This is a genomic window from Burkholderia sp. GbtcB21, assembly GCF_019091065.1.
GTDB lineage: Bacteria > Pseudomonadota > Gammaproteobacteria > Burkholderiales > Burkholderiaceae > Burkholderia > Burkholderia pyrrocinia_C.
Genome location: NZ_JAGXKA010000004.1, coordinates 212,000 through 235,962 on the forward strand (window position 1 = coordinate 212,000; position 23,963 = coordinate 235,962).

General features: G+C 65.6%; 21 protein-coding genes. 14 read left to right on the forward strand and 7 right to left on the reverse strand.

Annotated elements, in window-relative coordinates; translation table 11 throughout:
- The first annotated feature begins 418 nt into the window (after nt 1-418).
- The 9 genes from KVT39_RS11835 (at nt 419) to KVT39_RS11875 (ending at nt 12,530) form a co-directional block, all read left to right on the forward strand.
- Nucleotides 419-4,186, forward strand: coding sequence for a nitrate reductase subunit alpha (locus tag KVT39_RS11835; RefSeq protein WP_034184539.1), 3,768 nt, complete (start codon nt 419-421; stop codon nt 4,184-4,186).
- Nucleotides 4,183-5,712: a nitrate reductase subunit beta gene (narH, locus tag KVT39_RS11840; RefSeq protein ID WP_034184538.1), complete on the forward strand. Its 1,530-nt coding sequence runs from the start codon at nt 4,183-4,185 to the stop codon at nt 5,710-5,712. Before KVT39_RS11835 ends, narH begins: the two co-directional genes overlap by 4 nt.
- Entirely contained in the window at nt 5,709-6,404 is a 696-nt protein-coding gene (narJ, locus tag KVT39_RS11845; RefSeq protein WP_034184537.1) for a nitrate reductase molybdenum cofactor assembly chaperone, read from the forward strand. Before narH ends, narJ begins: the two co-directional genes overlap by 4 nt.
- A 24-nt stretch (nt 6,405-6,428) precedes the next feature.
- On the forward strand, nt 6,429-7,112 hold the full coding sequence (gene narI / locus KVT39_RS11850) for a respiratory nitrate reductase subunit gamma (protein WP_034184536.1): 684 nt from the start codon (nt 6,429-6,431) through the stop codon (nt 7,110-7,112).
- A 9-nt stretch (nt 7,113-7,121) separates the two neighbouring features.
- Complete coding sequence (locus KVT39_RS11855; RefSeq protein ID WP_034184535.1) at nt 7,122-7,907, forward strand: peptidylprolyl isomerase; 786 nt, start codon at nt 7,122-7,124, stop codon at nt 7,905-7,907.
- 13 nt (nt 7,908-7,920) lie between these two features.
- Nucleotides 7,921-9,186, forward strand: a complete 1,266-nt coding sequence (locus KVT39_RS11860) for a nitrate/nitrite transporter (RefSeq protein ID WP_034184534.1) — start codon at nt 7,921-7,923, stop codon at nt 9,184-9,186.
- 122 nt (nt 9,187-9,308) lie between these two features.
- The gene (locus KVT39_RS11865) at nt 9,309-11,030 is read left to right on the forward strand and encodes a site-specific integrase (protein ID WP_034184533.1); all 1,722 of its coding nucleotides are present in this window, start codon (nt 9,309-9,311) and stop codon (nt 11,028-11,030) included.
- A gap of 164 nt (nt 11,031-11,194) precedes the next feature.
- Nucleotides 11,195-11,518: a TfoX/Sxy family protein gene (locus KVT39_RS11870; RefSeq protein WP_034184532.1), complete on the forward strand. Its 324-nt coding sequence runs from the start codon at nt 11,195-11,197 to the stop codon at nt 11,516-11,518.
- Nucleotides 11,519-11,609: 91 nt separating this feature from the next.
- Nucleotides 11,610-12,530: a hypothetical protein gene (locus KVT39_RS11875; RefSeq protein ID WP_034184531.1), complete on the forward strand. Its 921-nt coding sequence runs from the start codon at nt 11,610-11,612 to the stop codon at nt 12,528-12,530.
- 25 nt (nt 12,531-12,555) lie between these two features.
- Here KVT39_RS11875 and KVT39_RS11880 read toward each other — a convergent pair whose 3' ends face one another.
- The gene (locus KVT39_RS11880) at nt 12,556-13,620 is read right to left on the reverse strand and encodes a branched-chain amino acid ABC transporter substrate-binding protein (protein ID WP_368858922.1); all 1,065 of its coding nucleotides are present in this window, start codon (nt 13,618-13,620) and stop codon (nt 12,556-12,558) included.
- Here KVT39_RS11880 and KVT39_RS38655 point away from each other — a divergent pair.
- Nucleotides 13,516-13,776 (forward strand): hypothetical protein, encoded by a 261-nt coding sequence (locus KVT39_RS38655; protein WP_368858917.1) that lies wholly within the window; start codon nt 13,516-13,518, stop codon nt 13,774-13,776. The genes KVT39_RS11880 and KVT39_RS38655 overlap by 105 nt on opposite strands.
- Here KVT39_RS38655 and KVT39_RS11885 read toward each other — a convergent pair.
- Nucleotides 13,748-14,977, reverse strand: coding sequence for an FAD-binding oxidoreductase (locus KVT39_RS11885; RefSeq protein ID WP_034184529.1), 1,230 nt, complete (start codon nt 14,975-14,977; stop codon nt 13,748-13,750). The genes KVT39_RS38655 and KVT39_RS11885 overlap by 29 nt on opposite strands.
- 231 nt (nt 14,978-15,208) lie before the next feature.
- On the opposite strand from KVT39_RS11885, the gene KVT39_RS11890 reads away from it, so the two are divergent.
- Nucleotides 15,209-16,621, forward strand: coding sequence for a PLP-dependent aminotransferase family protein (locus KVT39_RS11890; RefSeq protein WP_034184528.1), 1,413 nt, complete (start codon nt 15,209-15,211; stop codon nt 16,619-16,621).
- Between the two features lie 10 nt (nt 16,622-16,631).
- On the opposite strand, the gene KVT39_RS11895 is transcribed toward KVT39_RS11890, so the two are convergent.
- On the reverse strand, nt 16,632-17,081 hold the full coding sequence (locus KVT39_RS11895; RefSeq protein WP_254640456.1) for a hypothetical protein: 450 nt from the start codon (nt 17,079-17,081) through the stop codon (nt 16,632-16,634).
- Nucleotides 17,082-17,619: 538 nt separating this feature from the next.
- Between KVT39_RS11895 and KVT39_RS11900 the strand changes: the two genes are divergently transcribed.
- Nucleotides 17,620-19,044, forward strand: coding sequence for a PLP-dependent aminotransferase family protein (locus KVT39_RS11900; protein WP_034184677.1), 1,425 nt, complete (start codon nt 17,620-17,622; stop codon nt 19,042-19,044).
- Between the two features lie 198 nt (nt 19,045-19,242).
- On the opposite strand, the gene KVT39_RS37970 is transcribed toward KVT39_RS11900, so the two are convergent.
- From KVT39_RS37970 to KVT39_RS11920, 4 genes are all read right to left on the reverse strand, one after another.
- Nucleotides 19,243-19,617, reverse strand: coding sequence for a hypothetical protein (locus KVT39_RS37970; RefSeq protein ID WP_243567003.1), 375 nt, complete (start codon nt 19,615-19,617; stop codon nt 19,243-19,245).
- 254 nt (nt 19,618-19,871) lie between these two features.
- Complete coding sequence (locus KVT39_RS11910) at nt 19,872-20,441, reverse strand: hypothetical protein (protein ID WP_217589129.1); 570 nt, start codon at nt 20,439-20,441, stop codon at nt 19,872-19,874.
- Nucleotides 20,438-20,947, reverse strand: a complete 510-nt coding sequence (locus tag KVT39_RS11915; protein WP_217589130.1) for a hypothetical protein — start codon at nt 20,945-20,947, stop codon at nt 20,438-20,440. Before KVT39_RS11915 ends, KVT39_RS11910 begins: the two co-directional genes overlap by 4 nt.
- A 364-nt stretch (nt 20,948-21,311) precedes the next feature.
- Entirely contained in the window at nt 21,312-22,325 is a 1,014-nt protein-coding gene (locus KVT39_RS11920) for a LysR family transcriptional regulator (protein WP_217589131.1), read from the reverse strand.
- A gap of 109 nt (nt 22,326-22,434) precedes the next feature.
- Between KVT39_RS11920 and KVT39_RS11925 the strand changes: the two genes are divergently transcribed.
- Entirely contained in the window at nt 22,435-23,169 is a 735-nt protein-coding gene (locus KVT39_RS11925) for an SDR family NAD(P)-dependent oxidoreductase (protein ID WP_217589132.1), read from the forward strand.
- A 12-nt stretch (nt 23,170-23,181) separates the two neighbouring features.
- Entirely contained in the window at nt 23,182-23,949 is a 768-nt protein-coding gene (locus KVT39_RS11930; RefSeq protein ID WP_034184523.1) for an SDR family NAD(P)-dependent oxidoreductase, read from the forward strand.
- Nucleotides 23,950-23,963 lie beyond the last annotated feature (14 nt).

Consider the following 23,963-nt stretch of genomic DNA (forward strand, 5'->3'; position numbering starts at 1 on the left):
AATTGCGGTTCTTATATGTAAGGGTTTTTATAGACCGACGGCCGGGAATGCACTGAACAACCTGCGCAACCTTCGATAAACAGCGGGCTGCGGATGCCGGATCGTCCATTGCAATTCAATGCGGAGTCCGCTCGTTGCCACGTGATTCGCGGAGGCGAACGAAACGGATGACGCTGGAATGCAGTGCGCAGCATAACAGGCGCGCGCCGCGCGCTCGCTCCCCATCGGGTTTCGTTGCTGCGGCCGGATCAACGATATCGTGATTTGTATCAAGTCATGATATGTCGATCCACACGACAATCGCTTCGAGCACGGTGAAAAAGGGTGGGGCGGCCGAAATCAAGTCGTCCTTTACAACCGGTATTTCACCTCCTTAAATAATCAGGGTCTACCAAAAGACCGGAAAAACGAGATCCCCATGAGCCATTTCCTGGACAGATTGCGTTATTTCTCCACCACGCGGCCACGCTTTTCCGACGGACACGGCGCTGTCACGGACGAAGACCGAAAATGGGAAGACGGCTACCGGATGCGCTGGCAGCACGACAAGATCGTCCGCTCGACCCATGGCGTGAACTGCACGGGTTCGTGCTCGTGGAAGGTCTACGTGAAAGGCGGGATCGTCACGTGGGAAACCCAGCAGACCGACTATCCGCGCACGCGTCCCGACATGCCGAACCACGAACCGCGCGGCTGCTCGCGCGGTGCTTCGTACTCCTGGTATCTATATAGCGCGAACCGCCTCAAGCATCCGCTCGTGCGCAGCGCGCTCGTGAAGCTGTGGCGCGAGCGCCGGCGTACGCTGGCGCCGGTCGACGCGTGGCGCTCGATCGTCGACGACGACGAAGCGCGGCGTGCGTACCAGAGCCGACGCGGGCTCGGCGGCTTCGTGCGCGCGAGCTGGAGCGAGGTCAACGAGATCGTCGCGGCGGCCAACGTGCACACGGTGGAGCGGCATGGCCCCGATCGCGTGGTCGGCTTCTCGCCGATTCCGGCGATGTCGATGGTGTCGTATGCGGCCGGTTCGCGCTACCTGTCGCTGATCGGCGGCGTGTGCCTGAGCTTCTACGACTGGTATTGCGACCTGCCTCCGGCATCGCCGCAAACTTGGGGGGAGCAGACCGACGTGCAGGAATCGGCCGACTGGTACAACTCGACATTCATCATGATGTGGGGCTCCAATGTCCCGCAGACGCGCACGCCGGACGCGCACTTCCTCGTCGAGGCACGCTATCGCGGCACCAAGGTCGTGTCGGTGTTCCCCGACTACGCGGAAGGCGCGAAGTTCGGCGATCTGTGGCTGCACCCGAAGCAGGGCACCGACGCGGCGCTCGCGCTCGCGATGGGTCATGTGATCCTGAAGGAATTTCATCTGGCGGGGAAGAGCGACTACTTCGCCGACTACTGCAAGCGCTATACCGACATGCCGTGCCTCGTGCGCCTGGTGCCGCACGGCGACGGCTACGTGCCCGAGCGCCTCGTGCGCGCGTCCGACTTCGACGACGCGCTCGACGAGGCCGCGCATCCGGACTGGAAGACCGTGATGATCGACGACGCGACCGGCGAGTTCGTCGTGCCGGTCGGCTCGGTGGGCTTCCGCTGGGGGCAGCAGAACGACGCCGACAAGGGCAAGTGGAACCTGCGCGGCGAGACGTCGAAGGGCGCGGCGCTGTCGCCGCGGCTGTCGTGCACGGTCGCGCACGACGACGTGGTCGACGTGCTGTTCCCGTACTTCGGCAACCAGCCGCATGCACACTTCAACTCGACGCAGCATGCTTCCGAGCTGTCGCGCCGGATCGGCGTGCGGCGCGTCGCGACGCGCAACGGCGACATGCTGGTCGCGACCGTCTACGACCTGTTCGTCGCGAACTACGGGCTCGACCAGGGCCTCGGCGGCCGCGACGTGGCCGCGAGCTATGACGACGACCTGCCCTACACGCCGGCGTGGCAGGAGGCGATCACCGGCGTGAAGCGCGCGGACGTGATCTCGGTCGCGCGGCAGTTCGCGGAGAACGCGCACAAGACGCAGGGCAAGTCGATGGTGATCATCGGCGCGGGGATCAACCACTGGTTCCACATGGACATGTCGTACCGCGCGATCATCAACATGCTGATCATGTGCGGCTGCATCGGCAAGCCGGGCGGCGGCTGGTCGCACTACGTGGGCCAGGAGAAGCTGCGGCCGCAGACGGGCTGGACCGCGCTCGCGTTCGCGCTCGACTGGAACCGCCCGCCGCGCCAGATGAACGCGACGTCGTTCTTCTACGCGCACACCGACCAGTGGCGTTACGACCCGATGGACCCGGCCACGCTGCTGTCGCCGCTCGCGGACAAGTCGCAGTTCCACGGCGCGCCGATCGACTACAACGTGCGCGCGGAACGGATGGGCTGGCTGCCGTCCGCGCCGCAGCTCGCAGTGAATCCGCTGAGGGTCGGCGCGGGTCTCGCCGATCCCGCGCATGCCGGCGCCGATATCGCGCAGCAATTGAAATCGGGTGCACTGAAGATGGCGAGCGAGGATCCCGATGCACCCGGCAACTTCCCGCGCAACCTGTTCGTGTGGCGCTCGAACCTGCTCGGCTCGTCCGGCAAGGGGCACGAGTATTTCCTGAAGCACCTGCTCGGCACGACCAACGGCGTGCAGGGCGAGGATCTCGGTGCGACGGGCGGCACGCGCCCGGAGGAAGTGACGTGGCACGACGAAGCGCCGCGCGGCAAGCTCGACCTGCTGGTCACGCTCGACTTCCGGATGTCGACCACCTGCATGTACTCGGACGTCGTGCTGCCGACCGCGACGTGGTACGAGAAGGACGACATGAACACGTCCGACATGCACCCGTTCATCCATCCGTTGTCGGCGGCGGTCGATCCCGCGTGGGAATCGAAGAGCGACTGGGAGATCTTCAAGGGGATCGCGAAGCGTTTCTCGGAACTGTGCGACGGGCACCTCGGCGTCGAGCGCGACGTCGTGCTCGCGCCGATCGCGCACGACACGCCGGGCGAACTCGCGCAGCCGTTCGATGTGCAGGACTGGAAGCGCGGCGAATGCGAGCCGGTGCCGGGCCGCACGATGCCGAACGTGGCCGTCGTCGAGCGCGACTATCCGAACACGTATGCGCGCTTCACGTCGCTCGGGCCGCTGATGGACAAGCTCGGCAACGGCGGCAAGGGCATCGGCTGGGACACGAAGGACGAAGTGAAGCTGCTCGGCGAGCTCAACTACAAGGTGGCCGACGGCGCCGCGCAAGGGCGTCCGCGCATCGATACGGCGCTCGACGCGGCCGAGGTGATCCTCGCGCTCGCGCCCGAGACCAACGGCGAAGTGGCGGTGAAGGCGTGGCGCGCGCTGTCCGGCATCACCGGCATCGACCATACGCACCTGGCCGCCGCGCGCGCGGACGAGAAGATTCGCTTTCGCGACATCCAGGCGCAGCCGCGCAAGATCATCTCGTCGCCGACGTGGAGCGGGATCGAATCCGAGCACGTGTCGTACAACGCCGGCTACGTGAACGTGCACGAACTGGTGCCGTGGCGCACGATGACCGGCCGCCAGCAGCTTTACCAGGATCACGCATGGATGCGCGCGTTCGGCGAATCGCTGTGCGCGTACAAGCCGCCGGTGGATACGGGCAGCTATGCGCATATGGTCGGCAAGCGCTCGAACGGCAATCCCGAGCGCGTGCTGAACTTCCTGACACCGCACCAGAAGTGGGGGATCCACAGCACGTACACGGACAACCTGCTGATGCTGACGCTGTCGCGCGGCGGCCCGATCGTGTGGATGTCGGAGGACGACGCGAAGGCGATCGGCGTGGCCGACAACGACTGGATCGAGTGCTACAACTCGAACGGCGCATTGTGCGCACGGGCCGTCGTCAGCCAGCGGATTCCGTCCGGGATGGTGATGATGTACCACGCGCAGGAGAAGATCGTGAACACGCCGGGCTCCGAGATCACCGGCACGCGCGGCGGCATCCACAACTCGGTCACGCGCATCGCGCTGAAGCCGACGCACATGATCGGCGGCTACGCGCAGTTCGCATACGGTTTCAACTACTACGGCACGGTCGGCTCGAATCGCGACGAGTTCCTGATCGTGCGCAGGATGAACAAGATCGACTGGCTCGATGGTGAAGAAACCGCGGTCGACCCGACAACGCAGGCACGGGTAGGAGAAACGTCATGAAGGTACGCGCACAGATCGCGATGGTGCTGAACCTCGACAAGTGCATCGGGTGCCATACCTGCTCGGTGACCTGCAAGAACGTATGGACGAGCCGCGAGGGGATGGAGTACGCGTGGTTCAACAACGTCGAGACGAAACCGGGCATCGGCTACCCGAAGGACTGGGAGAACCAGGACCGCTGGCGCGGCGGCTGGCAGCGGCGCGCGGACGGCAAGATCGAGCCGCGCCTCGGCGGTAAGTGGCGACTGCTCGCGCAGATCTTCGCGAACCCGCACCTGCCCGAGATCGATGACTACTACGAGCCGTTCACGTTCGACTATGCGCATCTGCAGGAAGCCGGCAACACGCGCGCGATGCCGGTCGCGCGGCCGCGCTCGCTCATCAGCGGCCAGCGGCTCGAGAAGATCGAGTGGGGGCCGAACTGGGAGGAAATCCTCGGCGGCGAATTCGAGAAGCGCGCGAAGGACTACAACTTCGAATCGGTGCAGAAGGACATCTACGGGCAGTTCGAGAACACCTTCATGATGTACCTGCCGCGCCTGTGCGAGCACTGCCTGAACCCGGCGTGCGTCGCGGCGTGCCCGTCGGGCTCGATCTACAAGCGCGAGGAAGACGGCATCGTGCTGATCGACCAGGACAAGTGCCGCGGCTGGCGCATGTGCGTGTCGGGATGCCCGTACAAGAAGATCTACTACAACTGGCAAAGCGGCAAGGCCGAGAAGTGCATCTTCTGCTATCCGCGCATCGAGGCCGGCCAGCCGACCGTGTGCTCGGAAACCTGCGTGGGCCGCATTCGTTATCTCGGCGTGCTGCTGTACGACGCCGACCGGATCAGCGAAGCGGCCAGCGCGGAGAACGAAAAGGACCTGTACGAAGCGCAGCTGTCGCTGTTTCTCGACCCGGAGGATCCTGCCGTGATCGCGCAGGCCGAGCGCGATGGCGTGCCGGCCGCGTGGCTCGATGCCGCGCGGCGTTCGCCGGCCTACAAGATGGCGATCGACTGGAAGATCGCGTTCCCGCTGCATCCGGAATACCGGACGCTGCCGATGGTGTGGTACGTGCCGCCGCTGTCGCCGATCAACGCGGCCGCGAACAGCGGCGCGCTCGGGATGAACGGCTACCTGCCGGACGTCGAATCGCTGCGCATTCCGCTGCGTTATCTCGCGAACCTGCTGACGGCCGGCGACGAGGCGCCCGTGAAGCTCGCGCTCGAACGGCTGCTCGCGATGCGCGCGTTCATGCGTGCGCGTCACGTGGACGGCATCGACGCGCGCGGCGTGCTCGACCAGGTCGGGCTGTCGCTCGCGCAGGTCGAGGAAATGTATCGCTACCTCGCGATCGCGAACTACGAGGATCGTTTCGTGATCCCGACGACGCACCGCGAGTATGCGGAGAACGCGTACGACCTGCGCGCATCGTGCGGCTTCTCGTTCGGCAACGGCTGTTCGGACGGTCGTTCCGAAGCGAGCCTGTTCAGCACGAAGAAGGGCACGAAGACGATTCCGATCCACGAGGCCTCGCGATGAGCACCACAACCGATCCGACCTACGCGGCGCTCGCGGCGCTGCTCGACTATCCCGACGATACGCTCGTCGCCGCGCTCGATTCGATCGAAGCGCATCTGCGCGACGGTGTGCGTTTGCCGAAAACGGTGCGCGCGGGCCTCGACCGGTTCTTTGGCTACGTGCGCGAGCGCGATTTGCTCACGCTGCAGGAGAACTATGTCGGGTTGTTCGACCGCGGCCGCGCGACATCGCTGTACCTGTTCGAGCACGTGCACGGCGAATCGCGCGACCGCGGGCAGGCGATGGTCGACCTGCTGCAGATGTACGAGCGGCACGGGCTGTTCCTGAACCGGGGCGAGCTGCCCGACTACCTGCCCGTGTTCCTCGAATACCTGTCGCGGCTGCCAGCGCCCGACGCACGCAAGCTGCTCGCCGAAACCGGCGAGATCCTGCGCGCGCTGGCCGGCGCGCTCGCGCAGCGCGGCAGCCATTACAGCTTCGTCGTCGGCGCGCTGCTGCCGATGGCCGGCCTCGCGCCGGTCGACGCGCCGGATGCCGCCACCGACGACGTGGCCGCCGAGCGGCCGAGTGCCGACGATTACCGCGCGCTCGATGCGTCGTATGCGGACGAGGCCGTGCGCTTCGTCGGCGCCGCGACACCCGCCGAGCAGACGGTTCAATTCCACGACAAGCGGCCCGCCCGCGGCGCTTAAGCGCGGGCCCAACTGGGGAAACACATGAACGACACTCTGCATCAGTTCCTGTTCGGGATCTACCCATACATCTGCGTCGCCGTGCTGCTGGTCGGCAGCCTGATCCGCTTCGACCGCGAGCAGTACACGTGGAAGAGCGATTCGTCGCAGCTGCTGCGCCACGGCATGCTGCGGCTCGGCAGCAACCTGTTCCACTGGGGCGTGCTCGTCGTCGTGCTCGGGCACTTCGGCGGCTTCCTCGCGCCGCACTGGCTCGTGTCGCCGTTCCTGTCGGCGTCCGGGCACCAGCTCGTCGCGATGGTCGCGGGGGGTGCCGCCGGCGTCGCGGCGATCATCGGGCTGACGCTCCTGATCTGGCGGCGTCTCGGCGACCCGCGCATCCGCCGCAACAGCCGCAAGTCGGACATCCTGATCGTGCTGATGCTGTGGGTGCAGCTCGCGCTCGGGCTCGGCACCGTCGTGCTGTCGACGCGGCACATGGACGGCGCGATGTTCGAACAGCTCACCGACTATGTGAAGGGCGTCGTCACGTTCCGGCCGGACATCGCGAGCCTGCTCGTCGGCGTGCCGCTCACGTACCGGCTGCATATCCTGCTCGGCTTCACGATCTTCCTCGTGTCGCCGTTCACGCGGATGGTGCATATCTGGAGCGGCATCGCGTCGGTCGCGTACCTGATCCGCCCGTACCAGCTAGTGCGCAAGCGCTGAGGGGGCCGCATGAACAATGTTCTCTCCGACGCGCCTGTCGCGTTGCGCATCAACGGCGTCGCGATCGACGACGACACGATCGCGGCCGAGTCCGCGCATCACGGCGACGCACTCGATCCGATCGATGCGGCACGGCGTTCGCTCGCGGTGCGCGAGCTGCTGCGGCAGCGCGCGGTATCGCTCGCGCTGCTCGACGAACGCGCGCCGCTCGACGACGCGGCCGTCGACGCGTTGCTAGAGCGCGAGCTGACGCACGTGCCCGAACCCGACCGCGCGGATTGCGAGCGCTACTACGCGCAGTATCCGGCGCGCTTTCGCCGCAACGACATCGTCTATGCGAGCCATGTGCTGTTCGCGGTGACGGACCGCGTGCCGCTCGCGCCGCTGCGACAGCGTGCGGAAAGGGCGTTGGCCGACGTGGTCGCCGCGCCCGATACGTTCGAAGCGGTCGCGCGCGCGTCGTCGAACTGCCCGTCGGCGGAAATCGGCGGCAGCCTCGGGCAACTGCTGCGCGGCGACACGGTGCCGGAATTCGAGGCCGCGCTGTTCGACACGGAAGGGCTCGGCGTGCTGCCGAAACTGGTCAACACGCGCTTCGGCTTCCACATCGTGCGGATCGAGCGCCGCGTACCGGGCGACGCGGTGCCGTTCGACGAAGCCGCCGCGCAGATCGCCGCGTACCTGTCGGAACGCGTGCGGCAGCGGGCGATGCGGCAGTACGTGGCGATTCTCGCGGGCAGTGCGCGCGTCGAAGGCGTCGAATTCGACGGCGCAAACGGGCCGCTGGTCCAATAACGGGGTTTTGCATATGGCAACTCAACAAGGTAACGCCGGGTCGGTCGCGAACGTGCCGGCCATCCCGCTGCGCGCGTGGTCGGTGCTGGCCGCGAGCACGCTCGCGTTCATGGTGTGTTTCGTCGTGTGGATGATGTTCGGCGTGCTCGGCGTGCAGCTGCGCACCGATCTCGGGCTGAACAGCACGGAGTTCGGGATGCTCACGGCGACACCCGTGCTGACCGGCGCGCTGATGCGTCTGCCGCTCGGCACGTGGACCGACCGCTTCGGCGGCCGCATCGTGATGACGGTGCTGCTCGTCGTGTGCGCGGTGCCCGTCTATATCGTCAGCTATGCGACGCAGCTCTGGCAGTTCCTGCTGATCGGGCTGTTCCTCGGCTGCGTCGGCGCGTCGTTCGCGGTCGGCACGCCGTATGTCGCGCGCTTCTTCCCGCCGCAGCGGCGCGGGCTCGCGATGGGCGTGTTCGGCGCGGGCACGAGCGGCGCGGCGGTCAACCTGTTCGTCACGCCGCTGCTGCTCAATGCGTACGGCTGGCGCTTCGTGCCGCGCGTGTATGCGGTCGCGCTGCTCGTCACGGCCCTGATCTTCTGGTTCGCGTCGGCGCCCGATCCGGGCGCGGGCAAGCGCGGCGGTTCGTGGCTCGATTCGTTCAAGGTGCTGCGCGACCCGCGCGTGTGGCGGCTCTGCCAGTACTACTCGATCACGTTCGGCGGCTTCACCGCGCTGTCGCTGTGGATTCCGCAGTACCTGAAAAGCGAATACGGGATGTCGCTCGTGATGGCGTCCGCGTTCGCGGCCGGCTTCTCGCTGCCGGGTTCCGTGCTGCGTGCGCTCGGCGGCGCGCTGTCCGACCGCTTCGGCGCGCATGCGGTCACGTGGTGGGGGCTGTGGGTCGCGTGGATCGCGCTGTTCCTGCTGTCGTATCCGGCGACCGACTTCGTGATTCATACGATCGACGGCACCGCGACGCTGAACGTGTCGATGCCGGTGGCCGGCTTCGTCGCGCTGACCTTCGCGCTGGGCGCGGTGTTCGCGTTCGGGATGGCGTCGACCTTCAAGTACGTCGCCGACGATTTCGCGGACAACATGGGCGTCGTCACGGGCATCGTCGGGCTCGCGGGCGGGCTCGGCGGCTTCCTGCTGCCGATCCTGTTCGGCGTGCTGCTCGACCTGCTGCGCGTGCGCACGACCTGCTTCATGTTCCTGTACGGGATCGTGTGGGTGTCGCTGATCCTGATCTACCTGTCGGAAGTGCGGCGCACGCCGGTCACGGGCTGACGGGTTCGATCGATGCGCCGGCGCGATGGCGGAGCGGTTCGGCATCGCGCATCGCCATCGTCGTGCCGGGAACACCGTGCGCGACGTTTCCGGCCGCGCGCGCTTCTGTCAAACTGGCGCCCATGAAACCGCGCCTCGCCTCACCGCCTTCCTCCGATTCCGCGCCTGCGCCCGCAGGCTTTCCCGACGCCGACGAACTGGCCGCGCTGCGCGCGTGGTACGCGGGCATGACCGTGCGCCAGGCCGTCGAACGCTACCTGCCCGATCGGCTCGGCGCAGGGCGTTCGGCGCGCGGCGTGATCGGCGGCATTCGCCGTCGCCTCGTGCGCGTCGCGCGGCTGGCCGGCCGGCCCGATCTCGCGGAACGGCTCGCTCATCCCGACGGTGAGCGTGTACGGGAGGCGAAGGCCGCGACCGAAGCGATCGGCATGTTGCGTCATGCGCGCGCGCCGGTCCCGCAGATCAGCGACGACGTCGGCCTGTGGCTGCCCGCGCGCGCGGTCGCCGCGCTGCGTGCGCACGGGATCGCGACGCTGGCCGATCTGACCGTGCGGATTCCGCGCCGGCGTCAGTGGTGGAGCGCGATTCCTGGCCTCGGCATGGCCAGTGCGCGGCGCATCGAGGCGTTTTTTGCCGCGCATCCGGACCTGACCGAACGGGCGCGTGCGCTGATCGCCGCGACGCCGCGCGGCAGCATCGTGCCGTGGGAGCAGTTGAAGCTGCCGCACGAAGTCGACGGTTCGGCCGGCACGTTCCGCGCACCGCGCGCGACCAGCACGCTCGACGCGGACAACGATTACGCGGCCGTGCACGCATGGCTGTCGCTGCACGAATCGGCTGCGACGCGGCGCGCATACCGGAAGGAGGCCGAGCGGCTGATCCTGTGGGCGATCGTCGAGCGCGGCCGCGCGCTGTCGTCGCTGACGACCGAGGATGCGGTCGCGTATCGCGCGTTCGTGCGGCGCCCGACGCCGCACGAACGCTGGGTCGGGCCCGTGCGGCCGCGCGGCGCGCCCGACTGGCGGCCGTTCTCGGGCGGGCTGTCCGCGCGTTCGGCGGCGTACACGCTGTCGGTGCTCGGTGCACTGTTCCGCTGGCTGATCGAGCAACGCTACCTGCTCGCGAATCCGTTCGCGGGCGTCAAGGTGCGCGACACGCGCGGCCCGAACGCACTCGACACGTCGCATGCGTTCACCGAAGGCGAGTGGCTGCTGGTCCGCACGATCGCCGACGGGCTCGAGTTCCGCAAGGACGCGTCGTCCGGCTGGACGCTCGCCGCGGCGCAGCGGCTGCGCTTCATTCTCGATTTCGGCTATGCGACCGGGCTGCGCGCGAGCGAGCTGGTCGGCGCGACGCTCGGCGACATCGAGACGGACGCGCACGGCGACGCGTGGCTGAAGGTGATCGGCAAGGGACGCAAGGCCGCGCGCGTCGCACTGCCGCCGCTGGCGCGCACGGCGCTCGATCGTCACCTGGTCGCGCGCCGGCTGCCGGTCACGCCGGTGCGCTGGCGGCCCGATACGCCGCTGATCCCGAGCCTCGCGGAAGACGGCGCGGCCGCGATCACGAGCGTGCGGCTGTGGAAGGTGATGCAGCGCTTTTTCGCGCAGACGGCCGAGGTCGTCGATGTCGATAACCCGGCGCTCGCGCAGAAGCTGCGGCAGGCGAGCCCGCACTGGATGCGTCATACGCATGCGACGCATGCGCTCGCGCGCGGGGCCGAGTTGACGACCGTGCGAGACAACTTGCGGCATGCGTCGATTTCGACGACGTCGATTTATCTGCATGGCGACGATGTGAAGCGGGCGCGGCAGATGTCGAGTGCGTTTGCGGCCGACAAGTAGGCGAGTCGGAAGGTGTTGGCAGGCAACGCACATGCGACGACGGCGGTCGATGGTTGGGCGCGTTTCCCGTCTGCGAATGAATGACGCACCGCAGCGTATCCGCCGACAAGACGGAACGGTCCGGCGCACACTGCGGTCATACACGTTTTCACCAGGAGCAGCGAATGGCATCGAGCCAGGGCACGGTCGATTTCATCGTCGAGCAGATCGCGGCGGCCGGCACGGTATCGGCCCGCAAGATGTTCGGCGAATACGGCATCTATTGCGACGGCAAGATGGTCGCGCTTGTCTGCGACGACCGGCTGTTCGTCAAGCCGACACCCGAAGGCCGCGCGTTTCTCGGCACCTGCGAAGAAGGCCCGCCGTATCCGAGCGCGAAGCCGCACCTCGTCATTGCCGGCGATCGCTGGGACGACCGCGAATGGCTGTCGGCGCTGATCCGGATCACCGCGGCGCAGTTGCCGGTGCCGGTGAAGCGAAGCCGATAGCGGGCATGCGCGAAGCGCCACGTCGTGCAGCGCGCAGGCGTATTCTGTGACACATGCGTGCGACCACCGCGCGCCCGGAGGGAGCACAAGAATGGAGACATCCGGACATCCGCGCGGCGCGCAGCTTGCCCGTCGCGCCTGGCACGCGCTCGTCGCGGCCCTTTGTGTCGGCTGGAGCGCGCTGGCGTTCGGCGCGGACGGCGCAGGCGGCGCGGCGGCGCTGCTCGACCGCTACCACAGCCTCGGCGCGCAACTGAAGGACAACGCGTTTCACCGGCCGCTGACCCTCGAATCGTCGGAGGCGTCGTCGTCGCTGAAGGGCGACATCTATGCGGTGGTCGACTATCCGTTCGCGGTCGTGAACGGCCAGTTCAACGATTCCGCGCAAGGCCCGGCGAACTGGTGCGCGGTGCTGATCCTGCACCTGAACACGAAGTACTGTCGCGCATCGAGCGACGGCAACGGCCCGGTGCTCGACATGAACGTCGGCCGCAAGATCCAGCAGAAGCTGCCGGATACCTATCGCCTGCAGTTCCGCTATCGCGTGGCGGCCGCGACGCCCGACTACTTCCAGGTCGACCTGACCGCGGACAGCGGACCGATGGGCACGAAGGATTACCGGATCGCGCTGGAGGCCGTGCCGGTCGGCGCGTCGCGCACGTTCCTGCACCTCACGTATTCGTACGGCTTCGGCACGGTCGGCCGGATGGCGATGAAGACCTACCTCGCGACGGTCGGCAGCGACAAGGTCGGGTTTACGGCCGCCAGCGGCGCATCGGCCGCGCAGCCGCAGTACATCGGCGGCGTGCGCGGGCTGCTGGAGCGCAACACGATGCGCTACTACCTCGCGATCGACACGTATCTCGCGACGCTCGACAAGCCGCTCGACCAGCGCCTCGCGCGCTGGTTCGACGCGACCGAACAGTATCCGCAGCAACTGCACGAAGTGGAAAAGGGCGCGTATCTGCAGATGAAAGCGCAGGAGATACAGCGGCAGCAGGCGGCGCGGTAGGCGACGCCGTCCGCTGTCCTGCCGCTCAGTTCGACGCGCCGCCGACCGTGCGGATACTGCGCCACTGTCCCTGTTCGACGCGGAACAGCGTGTAGGGCGGCTTGATCAGGTCGCCGCGCTCGTCGAACGAGATCTTCCCGGTCACGCCGGTGACCGACACGCCCGACAGGCTCGCGACGATCTTGGCGCGATCGACCGAATCGGCCTTGCGGATCGCCGCGATCATCGCGAGCGCCGCGTCGTACGCGAACGGCGCATACAGCTCGACGTCCTGGTTGAAGCGCGCCTTGTAGCGCTGCGCGAACGCGACGGCGGACGGCAGCTTGTCGAGCGCGGGGCCCGGTTCGAGATCCTGCGTGCCTTCGCCCGAATTGCCGGCGATCTTCAGGAATGCATTGCTTTTCAGCGCGCCGGCGCCGAACAGTTGCGCGCGGATGCCGAGCGAGCGCATTTGCTTGACGAGCATCGCGCCCTGTTCGTCGAGCCCGCCGAAGAACAGCAGGTCGACGTTGTTGCTCTTCATCGTCGTCAGGATGCCGCGGAAATCGACGGCCTTGTCGTTCGTGTATTCGCGGCCGACGACGCTGCCGTGCGCGTCCTTCACGCCTTTCTCGAACGCGTCGGCAAGCCCCTGGCCGAACGCGGTGCGATCGTCGATGATGCCGATCCGCTTCGCCTTCAGCTGCTCGACCGCGAAGCGGCCGGCCACCACGCCGCCGATGCCGTCGTGCCCCATCGTGCGGAACACGTTCTTGAAACCCTGCATCGTCAGTTGCGGATTGGTCGAGCCGGGCGTGATCATCGCGACGTTCGCCTGCCGGTAGACGGCTGACGCGGGGATGCTGCAGCCCGAGTTGTAGTGGCCGATCACGCCGGCCACGCCGTCGTCGACGAGTTTCTGCGCGACCTGGATCGCGATGCGCGGATCGGCCTGGTCGTCCTGCACGTCGAGCACGAAGCGCACCGGCTTGCCGCCGATGGTCGGATGCTTCGCGTTTTCCTCGTCGAGCGCGAGCTGCGCACCGTATTGCAGGTCCTTGCCGACGCGCGCGACGGGCCCCGTCAGCGGGCCGGCGAAGCCGATCTTGATGGTTTCCGGGTCCGCGGCCTGCGCGGACACCGTGACCGCGCCGATCGAGCAGACGGCCAGCCAAACCAGCCAGTTACGACGATTCATGATGGATGCCTCCTTGCTGTGGTTGAAATCGCGGCGCGCGTCAGAATCGCGCGGCCCGGTATGGCGTGAGGTCCAGCGGCGGTGCGCGCTGGGCGACGAGGTCGGCGACGATCCACCCGGTGATGCCGGCGAGCGTCACGCCGAGATGCTGATGACCGAATGCGTGGATCACGCGCGCGCTGCGCCGCGCGCAGCCGATCACGGGCACGCCGTCCGGCAGCGTGGGCCGGAAGCCGAGCCAGCTGCGCGCCGGCGCGCCGAGCGACGGCAGCGCCTCGCGTGCCGAACGCGTGAGCAGTGCGACGAGCGAGCGGTTCATCGGCGCGTCGAAGCCGCCGAGCTCGACGGTGCCGGCCGCGCGCAGCCCTTCGTCGAGCGGTGTCATGTAGAAACCGCGTTCGGCCCAGCCGACCGGCCGCGTGACGATCTGCTCATGCGCGGCGAACTGCACGTGATAACCGCGCTCGGTATCGAGCGGCACGGCGTCGCCGCACGCAGCCGCGAATTCACGCGAGCGGGCGCCCGCGGCAATGACGACGTGATCGAAGGTGCGCACCGAGCCGCCCGCGTGCACGTTCACGCCGTCGCCGACGGGCTCGATCCGCTCGACGCGCTCGCGTTCGAGCGTCGCGCCGCCGGTTGCGAGATGCGCGAACAGTTCGCCGAGAAACCCGTGCGGATCGGAGAAAAACCAGCTTCCGACGAACAGCACGCCGCGCTCGAAGATCGGCGCGAGCGCGGGCTCGAGCCCGCGGATCGCGTTCGCGTCGAGCAACTCGAACGGCACGCCGAGCCGGCGCCGCAGCGCGAGCGACGGCTGCGCGGCATCGAACGACGCCTGCCGCGCATACAGGTACAGGCATTCGCGCGGCCGCACGAACGCCGCGAGCCGCGCGGTGGAGAGCAGCGGCGCATAACCGTCGGCGGCGCGCGACAGCAGCGCGGCCAGCGCGCTCGCGCTGCGTGCGTGACGCGCGGGCGTCGATGCGAGCAGGAACCGCGCGAGCCACGGCGCACCGCGCAGCAGGTACGGCCAGCGGATGCGCAGCGGGCTGTCGGCGGCGAACAGGAAGTGCGGGATGTCGTGGAACACGGATGGGCCGTTCACCGGCACGCAGCCGTACGGCGCGAACGTCGCGGCGTTGCCGAACGACGCGCCGTGGCCGACGCCGGCCGGATCGAACAGCGTCACGCGATGCCCGTCGCGCTGCAGCCATGCCGCCGCGCCGAGCCCGATGAAGCCTGCACCCACGATGGCGACGTTCGCCATGACGCATTCCCTCCGGCACACATGGTTCACACAAAGTTGAGATTAAGAATCACACAGTAATTTTTTGTGTGCAATCAAAATGAGATTGTGTGGCGTTAGTGTTTACCCGATTTCAACAGGCTGATTCAACAGACTTTTCCGCTGACGTTTGACGGGGAGGGGATGTCATATACAATCGCTGGGCAGGCCAGAATGGCAGACAAACGCTTTTTGTGTGGTCACAGGCGATAAATGGCATCAGACAAACTTTCCGGCGAGCGCGACGGCGGTGTGCCGGTGCAGGCGAAGCGGCCGACTTATGTCGAGGTATCGAGCTCGATCGAGGAGGAAATCCGCAACGGCACATATCCGCCGGGCAGCCGCCTGCCGCCGCAGCGCCAGCTCGCGACCGAGCTCGGCATCAACGTGTCGACCGTGTCCCGCGCGTACAAGGAACTGCAGCTGCGCGGCCTCGTGATCGGCAGCAAGCGCCGCGGCTCGCTCGTCACCGGCGGCGCGATGCCGAGCATCGCGCCGGCCCGTGCGGCGCTCGCGGCGGGCAACGGCGTGATCGACCTGACCGTGAACCGCCCGGCGACCGGCGAGTTTCTCGCGAGCCTCGCGCAGACGTTCGGCACGCTGCCGAACGACCCGCGTTTCGCCGCGCTGCAGGAATACCAGCCGCCGCAGGGGCCCGACTGGGCACGCGCGGCCGGCGCGCAGTGGCTTGCCGCGCCCGGCTTCGCGCCATCGCGCGACCAGGTGGTCGTCACGAGCGGCGCGCAGCACGGGCTGTACGCGGTGCTGAACAGCCTGATCGGCACCGACGGCGTGATCGTTGCCGATCGTCTCACGTATTACGGGCTCAAGGCGCTCGCGCCGGTGTTCCAGTTCGAGATCGTCAGCGCGCCGGCCGACGACGATGGCCTGCTGCCCGACGAGATCGAACGGATCTGCCAGCGCATGCCGGTCAAGGCGATCTTCGTCGTGCCGAACCTGCAGAACCCGACCGTGACGACGATGAGCCTCGCGCGCCGGATGGCGCTCGTCGACGTCGCGCGGCGCCATCACGTGACGATCATCGAGGACGATGTGTACGGCCCGCTCGTGCGCGACCGGCTGCCGGCGATCGCGGGGCTGTGCCCCGAGCTGACGTTCCATATCGGCGCGACATCGAAGGTCCTCGCGCCGGGGCTGCGCCTCGGCTACCTGAGCTGCCCGCGCGACAGCGTCGCGCTGTGCGCGGAAGCGGTGCGCACGACCGCATGGATGCCCGCGCCCACGTCGATGCTGATCGCGACGGTATGGATCGAGGACGGCACCGCCGAGCGGATCATGGCCTCGCAACTCGCGGAGATCCGCGCGCGCGTCGATCTCGCGCGGGAACTGCTGCCGGCCGGGCAGTTGAAGTCCGACCCTGCTTGCATGTTCGTGTGGCTGCGGCTGCCGCCGCCGTGGCGCGCCGACGACTTCGCCGCGAACGCGAAGGCGCGCGGCGTGATCGTGATGCCGTCGTCGACGTTCGCGGTCGACCGCGCGGAAATCGAGCACGGCGTGCGCATCAACCTCGCGTGCCCGGCCACGCGCGACGAGCTCGTCAACGGGCTGCGGATTTTGTCCGGCACGCTGAAGGACCGGCCGCGCGCGCTGTTCGGCTCGATCTGACGGCGGGCGCTCAGTCGAGCAGGCCCGCGACAACGTCGACGATCCGCTGCAGCAGCGCTTCGTCGTAAGGCAGCCACGGCACCGCGCGCAGCGGCGACGGCGACGGCGGCGGCTCGGTCGCGGGTTCGACGGGTTCGCCGTCGCGCGTCACGCGGCCGGTCGCGCAATGCACCGACCACGTGCCGACGCGCACGTGGCGTTCGTCGATCGTCATCCTTCCTTGCGCAATCGCGTCGGCGAACACGAGCGACAGCACGTGCTTGCGATGCCGCGCCATCACACCCAGCGGCAAATCCGACAGCCGGTTCAGGCGCTGCCAGCGTTCCGCTTCGATTTCGCGCTGGCGGATCGGGTCGACGGAGAGCACGGCGGCGGCTGCCGCGCGTGTCGCGTCGTCGTCGAGCGCGAATGCGGACACACTGACGAGCAGGTCGACCGCGCGCGCCACTTCCGAGAACACGACGCGATCGATTTCGCCGATTCGCGTTCGAGCAGTTTGTCGCTCGCATTGGGGAGGTAGACGACGATCCGTACGCCGAGCCCCTGCAGGACCTGGAACACCTTGCCCACCGCACGGTGTCGGCGCCGCGTTCGGCCTTGACCATGAACGACTCGCTGACGTCGAGGTGGCCGGCCGCGTCGTTCTGGCGCCGGCGGCGCAGCGCAAGGCTTCAGGCCGCCCGGGGATTTCATAAGACGTACAGTTCTCCCGCCATGCGCGATTCGCGCCGAACTGTACTCTTGTTCGCGCGATCGATGTGTGTACTCGTCGCTGACTGTTCTGCTTTTAAGATTCCATCATCAAGTGCACAGTGCCGCAGATCCTGTCGTACCGGAACCCTGCCGGCGCATCTTCAAGAGAGAGCCAGTGTGATGGAAAAGGCAAAACCGGAGGGAAGGATCAGGAATCACGACGGCCCGGTCGGCGGGTGGAACACGCGCGTTTCGGACGCGCACAGCATGGCGGCGCGGCGGCGCATGCCGGCGGGAGGCGCGCGATGAAGCTCTATGAAAAACTCGCGGACGATATCGAGCGCCTGATCCGCCAGGGCGTGTACCGGCACGGCGACCGGATTCCGTCGGTGCGGCAGGCGAGCCAGCAGCACCGGATCAGCATCACGACCGTGCTGCATGCATACCTGCTGCTCGAAAGCCGCGGGCTGCTGGAAAGCCGCCCGCAGTCGGGTTATTTCGTGAACCTGCGCCGCGACGACAGCCACGCGCCGGTGCGCGAGTTGCGGCCGTCGAAGCCGATCGCGATCTCGTCGTCGGTGGACGTGAGCCGGCTCGTGCTGTCGACGCTGCGCTCGATCGGCACCGACGACGCGGTGCCGCTCGGCTCGCCGTATCCGGACCCGAGCCTGTTCCCGTTCGAGAAGCTGAACCGCTATGCGTATGCGGCCGGCCGCGACAAGTCGCTGTGGGGCGTGACGGACGGGCTGCCGCCCGGCCATCCGCGGCTGATCCGGCAGATCGCGCGTCGTTACCTGGAAAACGGGATGTCGGTGGACCCGAACGAGATCATCGTGACGGTCGGCGCGACGGAGGCGATCAACCTGTGCCTGCAGGCGGTGGCGAAGCCGGGCGACACGATCGCGGTGGAGTCGCCGACGTTCTACGCGATGCTGCACGCGATCGAGCGGATGGGGATGAAGGCGATCGAGGTCGCGACGCATCCGGAATACGGGATCGACATCGCCGCGCTGGCCGCGATCGCGAAGTCGCAGCCGATCGCGGCGTGCATGGTGATGCCGAACTTCCAGAACCCGCTCGGCTTTCAGATGCCCGACGAGCGCAAGCGCGAGCTGGTTGAGTTCGCAACGAAGTCCGGCATGCCGATCATCGAGAACGGTGTGTATAACGAACTGTATTTCGGCGATACGCATCCGAGTTCGCTGAAGTCGTACGACCGCAGCGGGATCGTGCTGCATTGCTCGTCGTTCTCGAAGAGCCTGACGGCTGCGTACCGGATCGGCTGGGCGTTGCCGGGCCGTTATCGCGATCAGGTCGAGAAGCTGAAATTCCTGAACACGCTCGCGACGCCGTCGTTGCCGCAACTGGCGATCGCCGAGTTTCTCGAGCGCGATGGGTACGAGCATCACCTGAGGCGGATCCGCAAGGCGTACGCGCAGCAGGCGAACCTGATGCGCGCGATGGTGTCGCGGTTCTTTCCGGAGGGCACGCGCATCTCGAGCCCGGCGGGCGGGTATGTGCTGTGGGTCGAACTGCCTGCGCAGGTCGATGCGATGCGGCTGTACCAGCTCGCGCTGGAGCAGGGGATCACGATCGGGCCGGGCTACATGTTCTCGATCACGGACAGCTATCGGAATTTCATCCGGCTGAACTACAGCAGCCCGTGGTCGCCGGAGATCGAGCAGGCGGTGATCGCGGTCGGGAAGCTGGCTGCGGCGTGCATGCGGTGAAGGGGCGTGTGTGGTCTTTTGTGCTTGAACGACGAAGCCGGCCTGGTGCCGGCTTTTTCTTGGGTCTTCGTGGATTCTCGTGGATGTTGCTTGCCGACCCGGAGCGGACAGTTTGAATGCCCAGAATTACTGGAACGGGTTAGGTCCTGCCCGAGGTAATTGACCACGACGAACCTTATCCACAACGTTCAAATTTCATCAGACATGATATGAAAACGTCGAAAGCTGGATAAACGGTTGAATTTGCAATTGAAATCCGTAGGGCGGCGTATGTGCAAGGTCGAAACGCCCTCCGAACAGCCGTGCAGCAGAAAATTCAATATATGTGCGCTGATCGTCTCGGATGACACGTGCCCCCGGACAATCGAGCAGGTTGAGCCGAACAAACGGCTCTGCAACCCCTTCATTCCTAAGCAAGACCTCGACGTCGCAATCGATCGGCCATATCGTTAAACTCAAGGAAAGGGGCGCTCTCGAAACGAGATACTGATAGTAAATTCCATACTCGCCCACTACCGGAACGACTTCAAGTGCTTCAAGAAAATCCAACGGTTCCCATGAGAAATTTGGCATAGAGCTTCCTGTCGTATCACAGCCGAGCCTTGTGTGGACTCAACGCTAGCGCATCTGATCCTCGTTTGGATTTCGCCCATTTTTGGTGGATTTTCTGCGATCTCTCCAACGATGTCGAACGACCGTTGGTGGCCGACTCGGCCAGTTGCGGTCCCGGCTGCTGGGACCGGCGCAAATCGACTCGAAGCGGGCATTCATCGTGCCAGACCGAATGACCCAAGCTCACTCCTCAACGGCCGACCGCATCGCGACGCTCAAGAACATTGCCGAATGATTTCGAGGTCTTCAACACGCTCCACGGAGTAGTGTCCGTCGTGGCCGTCAATGTGATACACATCGACCTTCAGCGGCGTTCCCGGATGGACTGTTACCTCATAATTTTCCCCAGATTTTGGGGTGAAGCGAAAGGCGCTATCGTATTGGGCTCGTCCCGGCAGGGCAACACGCAGCGTCAGCAAATGATCCGCTTGCATCCTGAGTTCGAAGTAACTTCGGTCGATATAAGTGTCACCGATTGGCATCCCCAGCCGCGGCTGCTGTCGATGTGTCGAAAAGAGAATGATTGTGTGGTCGTTTTTGAATGGAACGCTCGCCACGCCAATGGGCTCGCCGCCCAGTGGATCGCTCGGCAAGTAGCAACCCGGCAACGGAGGGGGTTGATAAAGGAAGAATGCCCCTTCGCCGATTTCGCGAAAACGAACGTTTGCCGTCGGCACGCCTGACGGTGGCATGTAGTTTGTTGTTACACATCCTGTTACCGACAAGGAAAACGCAAACATCGTCAATCTAGTCAGTAGTCTCATCGCTAGTGTTTTTACTTTCATTGGTGCTGAAACTCCTGCCTGACCTCAACCGTGCCGCTATATGCATTGGGGATCCCCCACCGTTTGCCGGTTTGCGCCGTGAGAACCATCCGATCGGATTCCGACGAAGCCGAGTAGACGATAAAGAATCGCGCGGCCGGAGGGACGATAAAGTAGCCTTGTCTGTAGCTACCCTTCACGAAGGTCGCTCCGTTCGTGCCCTCGAATGACTCGACATTGCTGACAACACGCTTGTCAGCATCGAGGAACATGACATACGGCTTTAGCACCGTTGCCAGCGGCAACCATGTACTCGAAAACCACGTACGGACGCACAAAACTGTCGCTGTGGACTGTTGGTCCAAGGAGAAGGCGGCATAGACGCCAAGGCCGTCTGGAAATCGAGCCACGGGCGAAGTGCTCGCGTCGAAGTCAATCGTCTTTGCATCGTTCAGTGCAAGTGGCTGATAAGACATCTCTGCATAGCTCTTCACGCCGACCCGTGATTCAGCCAAAGGCGTGGCCACGAGTTGTCGAGTTGCACATCCGCTAAGCGCCGCGCAAATTAAACCGATTCCAATCCAGAATTGCCGTTTCACGTCGCCCCCGATTTCCCTAAACATCCTTGATTACGACAATGGGAGGCGATTCTTTAGACCAAACGCTTGTCTGAGCGATGTCCACCGCAAAGAGGCCGGAACTGGATGTCCGATTACTGACGCAAAACGGAGGTCTCACCTATCTTGGCGTACGTCTCGCCATGGCCGCACAGAGCCCGACGGCGGCCGGCTCAGGACAACCCGTTTCCGCCGGTTGATTCTCGAGGATCCGACTGGCTCGATTCCGAGCATTGCTGCCATCGAAGACTCCAGAAAGCGGGCTTCCGGCCATCTACTTGGCGGACGTCCGCCGAGGAGCGACAGGCCGCATTGGCCGCTCCTCACGCTTGGCGGGCTTTCTGGCTTTTTTGGTTTTGTGCAAGACCGGGCTCTGGGTAGCATCCTTTGGGCAGTTCTGGCGATCGCCTAGAAGCTCAACGAGTCGTGCCTCGCATTCGGAAATAGAGTACCCGCGCCGCAGCGAGATCATGAAGGTGAGAGGACGCATGTGCCATGCGCGCCGTTGGAGTTCGACGAGCGTTCCCTTCGCGAGGTCTTCTTCGACGATATGGCGCGGCATGTGGCCCCAGCACAAGCCTCCCCTGAGCAGATCGTGCTTCGCGCCGAGGTCATTCACCCACCACTGGCGTTCGCTGGCGACCCCCTGTTGTGTCTTTTCCGCATCGGGCTGATTGTCCGTTACAACAAGCTGGATGTGCCGGCCAAATTCCTCCCGCGGGATTGGCCCCGCGATCGAGGCCAGCGGATGCGACGGTGCACAGACGGTCACCATTTGCGAGTCACATAGATGCTGCCGTTCTATGGTGCCGGGGCTCAGCTCCGGCACGTCCGTGATCGTCACCGCCAATGCGCACGTGCCTTCGAGAACCACACGCTCGCCACCCTGCATGGTTGTCATGCGCAGATTGATTGCAACCGTTGGAAAGTCCGCCTGCAAGGTGCGCAGGCATTCGATCAGGTGCGCACGTGGGAAATAGGTATCCACGGCAACCGAGACCTGTGGGACTCCGGCTTCAGCAATCGCAACCGCACGCATCTTCATTTCCTCGGTGCGCGAGATTACCCCACGCGCGTCAGGCAGGAGGCTGCGGCCTGCGGCCGTCAGCGTCGCTTTGCGCGTGTTGCGCTCGAACAGCACCACATCAAAGGCGCTCTCGAGCGAGCTGATCGCATGACTGATCGCGGACTGTGCACGCCTTAGCTGCCGTGCCGCTCCGGAAAAGCTTCCCTGGTCACACACGGCGACGAATGCCCGAAGTTGATTGATGGTGACGTTGTCCAACATATATATCTATCTAGAAAGTAGATGGTATTCATACATATTCAGTCAATTGTCTTTATGAATCAAGGGCCTCAGAATCGATTTGTCGCTTTTGTTTCGAAGGATGCAGGGCATGAACAGACTGAATGGAAAGACCGCGGTGATCACCGGGGGCGCTACCGGCATCGGCCGCGCCGCGGCAAAGCGCTTCATAGAGGAGGGCGCCTTCGTCTTCATCTTCGGCCGCCGGCAGGAAGCACTCGACGCCGCTGTGGCCGACCTCGGGCCCAATGCCCGCGCAGTGAAGGGCTCGGTCTCCGACCTGGCCGACCTCGACCGGCTCTACGCGGCGGTGAAGGCCGAGCGCGGAACCCTCGACGTCGTCTTCGCCAATGCCGGGGTGGGAAGCCAGCTGCCACTCGGCAAGATTACCGCCGGGCACATCGACGAAATCTTCGACACCAACGTGAAGGGTTCGATCTTCACGGTCCAGAAGGCGCTACCTCTGATGGGCGAGGGCGGTTCGATCATCCTGACCGGATCGAGCGCCGGCACCACGGGCGCCCCGGCATTCAGCGCCTACAGCGCGAGCAAGGCGGCCGTGCGCAACCTCGCACGGACCTGGGCAGAGGACCTGAAAGGCACCGGTATCCGGGTGAACGTGCTGTCCCCTGGGCCGACCGCGACCGAACTCGCGAAGGAAGCGCTGGGCGAGGAAGGCATGAAGGTCTTCGCTTCGCTCAATCCGCTCCAGCGTATGGCCGATCCGGCGGAGATCGGGGCGGTGGCCGCCTTTCTTGCGTCGTCGGACAGCAGCTTCATGACCGCCAGCGAGATCGCCGTTGACGGTGGCCTCGCACAACTCTGAGGAAAAAACGCAATGACACAATCTCTAAAGGGCAAAACAGCTCTCGTTACCGGGGCATCGCGGGGCATTGGCCGCGCCATCGCCGAACGTCTTGCAAAGGACGGTGCGATGGTTGCGCTGACCTACAACGCCAGCAAATCCGGCGCGGACGAGGTGGTCGCGGCCATCGAGAAAGCGGGAGGCACCGCGTTCGCGATCCATGCGGATCTCGTCGACCCGGCGACCGTCCCGGCGTTGTTCGAGAGACTTGACGACGAGTTCACCAAGCGGAACGGAAGCAAGGCCCTCGACATTCTGGTCAACAACGCTGGCAATTCCGGCTGGGTTGGCTTCAAGGACGCGACGCCGGAGAGTTGGGACACCCTGATGGCGGTCTACGCCCGCGCGCCCTTCTTCATCATTCAGGCCGCTCTCGATCGTCTCGCCGATGGTGGACGCATCATCAACATCTCTTCCGCTGCCGCAACGAAGCCCGTGACGGCTGCGCCCGTCTACTCGATGGCGAAAGCGGCCATCAACACCCTGACCCATACGCTCGCAATCGAGCTGGGGCCGCGTGGCATCACCGCGAACGCCGTAGCGCCGGGCTTCACGCGAACGGATGCGAACGCGGATCTTCGGGAGAATCCCGAGCTCGTCAAGGCGGCCGAGGCCCAAATCGCGCTGGGCCGCTTTGGCGAGCCGTCGGAAATCGCCGCCGTCGTAACGTTCCTGGCCTCCGATGACGGCCATTGGGTGACCGGCCAAACGATTGAAGCTAGTGGCGGTTACAAGCTCTGACCGCGCCGGGAAAC

What these genes read in the sequence shown, in the direction of transcription:
- KVT39_RS11890 (WP_034184528.1), top strand. Translation starts at nt 15,209, where the DNA reads ATGGCATCAGACAAACTTTCCGGCGAGCGCGACGGCGGTGTGCCGGTG.
- KVT39_RS11910 (WP_217589129.1), bottom strand. Translation starts at nt 20,441, where the DNA reads ATGAAAGTAAAAACACTAGCGATGAGACTACTGACTAGATTGACGATG.
- KVT39_RS11855 (WP_034184535.1), top strand. Translation starts at nt 7,122, where the DNA reads ATGAACAATGTTCTCTCCGACGCGCCTGTCGCGTTGCGCATCAACGGC.
- KVT39_RS11925 (WP_217589132.1), top strand. Translation starts at nt 22,435, where the DNA reads ATGAACAGACTGAATGGAAAGACCGCGGTGATCACCGGGGGCGCTACC.
- KVT39_RS11835 (WP_034184539.1), top strand. Translation starts at nt 419, where the DNA reads ATGAGCCATTTCCTGGACAGATTGCGTTATTTCTCCACCACGCGGCCA.
- KVT39_RS11870 (WP_034184532.1), top strand. Translation starts at nt 11,195, where the DNA reads ATGGCATCGAGCCAGGGCACGGTCGATTTCATCGTCGAGCAGATCGCG.
- KVT39_RS37970 (WP_243567003.1), bottom strand. Translation starts at nt 19,617, where the DNA reads ATGCCAAATTTCTCATGGGAACCGTTGGATTTTCTTGAAGCACTTGAA.
- KVT39_RS38655 (WP_368858917.1), top strand. Translation starts at nt 13,516, where the DNA reads ATGCTTCGCGTTTTCCTCGTCGAGCGCGAGCTGCGCACCGTATTGCAG.
- KVT39_RS11900 (WP_034184677.1), top strand. Translation starts at nt 17,620, where the DNA reads ATGAAGCTCTATGAAAAACTCGCGGACGATATCGAGCGCCTGATCCGC.
- KVT39_RS11860 (WP_034184534.1), top strand. Translation starts at nt 7,921, where the DNA reads ATGGCAACTCAACAAGGTAACGCCGGGTCGGTCGCGAACGTGCCGGCC.
- KVT39_RS11885 (WP_034184529.1), bottom strand. Translation starts at nt 14,977, where the DNA reads ATGGCGAACGTCGCCATCGTGGGTGCAGGCTTCATCGGGCTCGGCGCG.
- KVT39_RS11875 (WP_034184531.1), top strand. Translation starts at nt 11,610, where the DNA reads ATGGAGACATCCGGACATCCGCGCGGCGCGCAGCTTGCCCGTCGCGCC.
- KVT39_RS11920 (WP_217589131.1), bottom strand. Translation starts at nt 22,325, where the DNA reads ATGTTGGACAACGTCACCATCAATCAACTTCGGGCATTCGTCGCCGTG.
- narJ (WP_034184537.1), top strand. Translation starts at nt 5,709, where the DNA reads ATGAGCACCACAACCGATCCGACCTACGCGGCGCTCGCGGCGCTGCTC.
- narH (WP_034184538.1), top strand. Translation starts at nt 4,183, where the DNA reads ATGAAGGTACGCGCACAGATCGCGATGGTGCTGAACCTCGACAAGTGC.
- KVT39_RS11930 (WP_034184523.1), top strand. Translation starts at nt 23,182, where the DNA reads ATGACACAATCTCTAAAGGGCAAAACAGCTCTCGTTACCGGGGCATCG.
- KVT39_RS11865 (WP_034184533.1), top strand. Translation starts at nt 9,309, where the DNA reads ATGAAACCGCGCCTCGCCTCACCGCCTTCCTCCGATTCCGCGCCTGCG.
- narI (WP_034184536.1), top strand. Translation starts at nt 6,429, where the DNA reads ATGAACGACACTCTGCATCAGTTCCTGTTCGGGATCTACCCATACATC.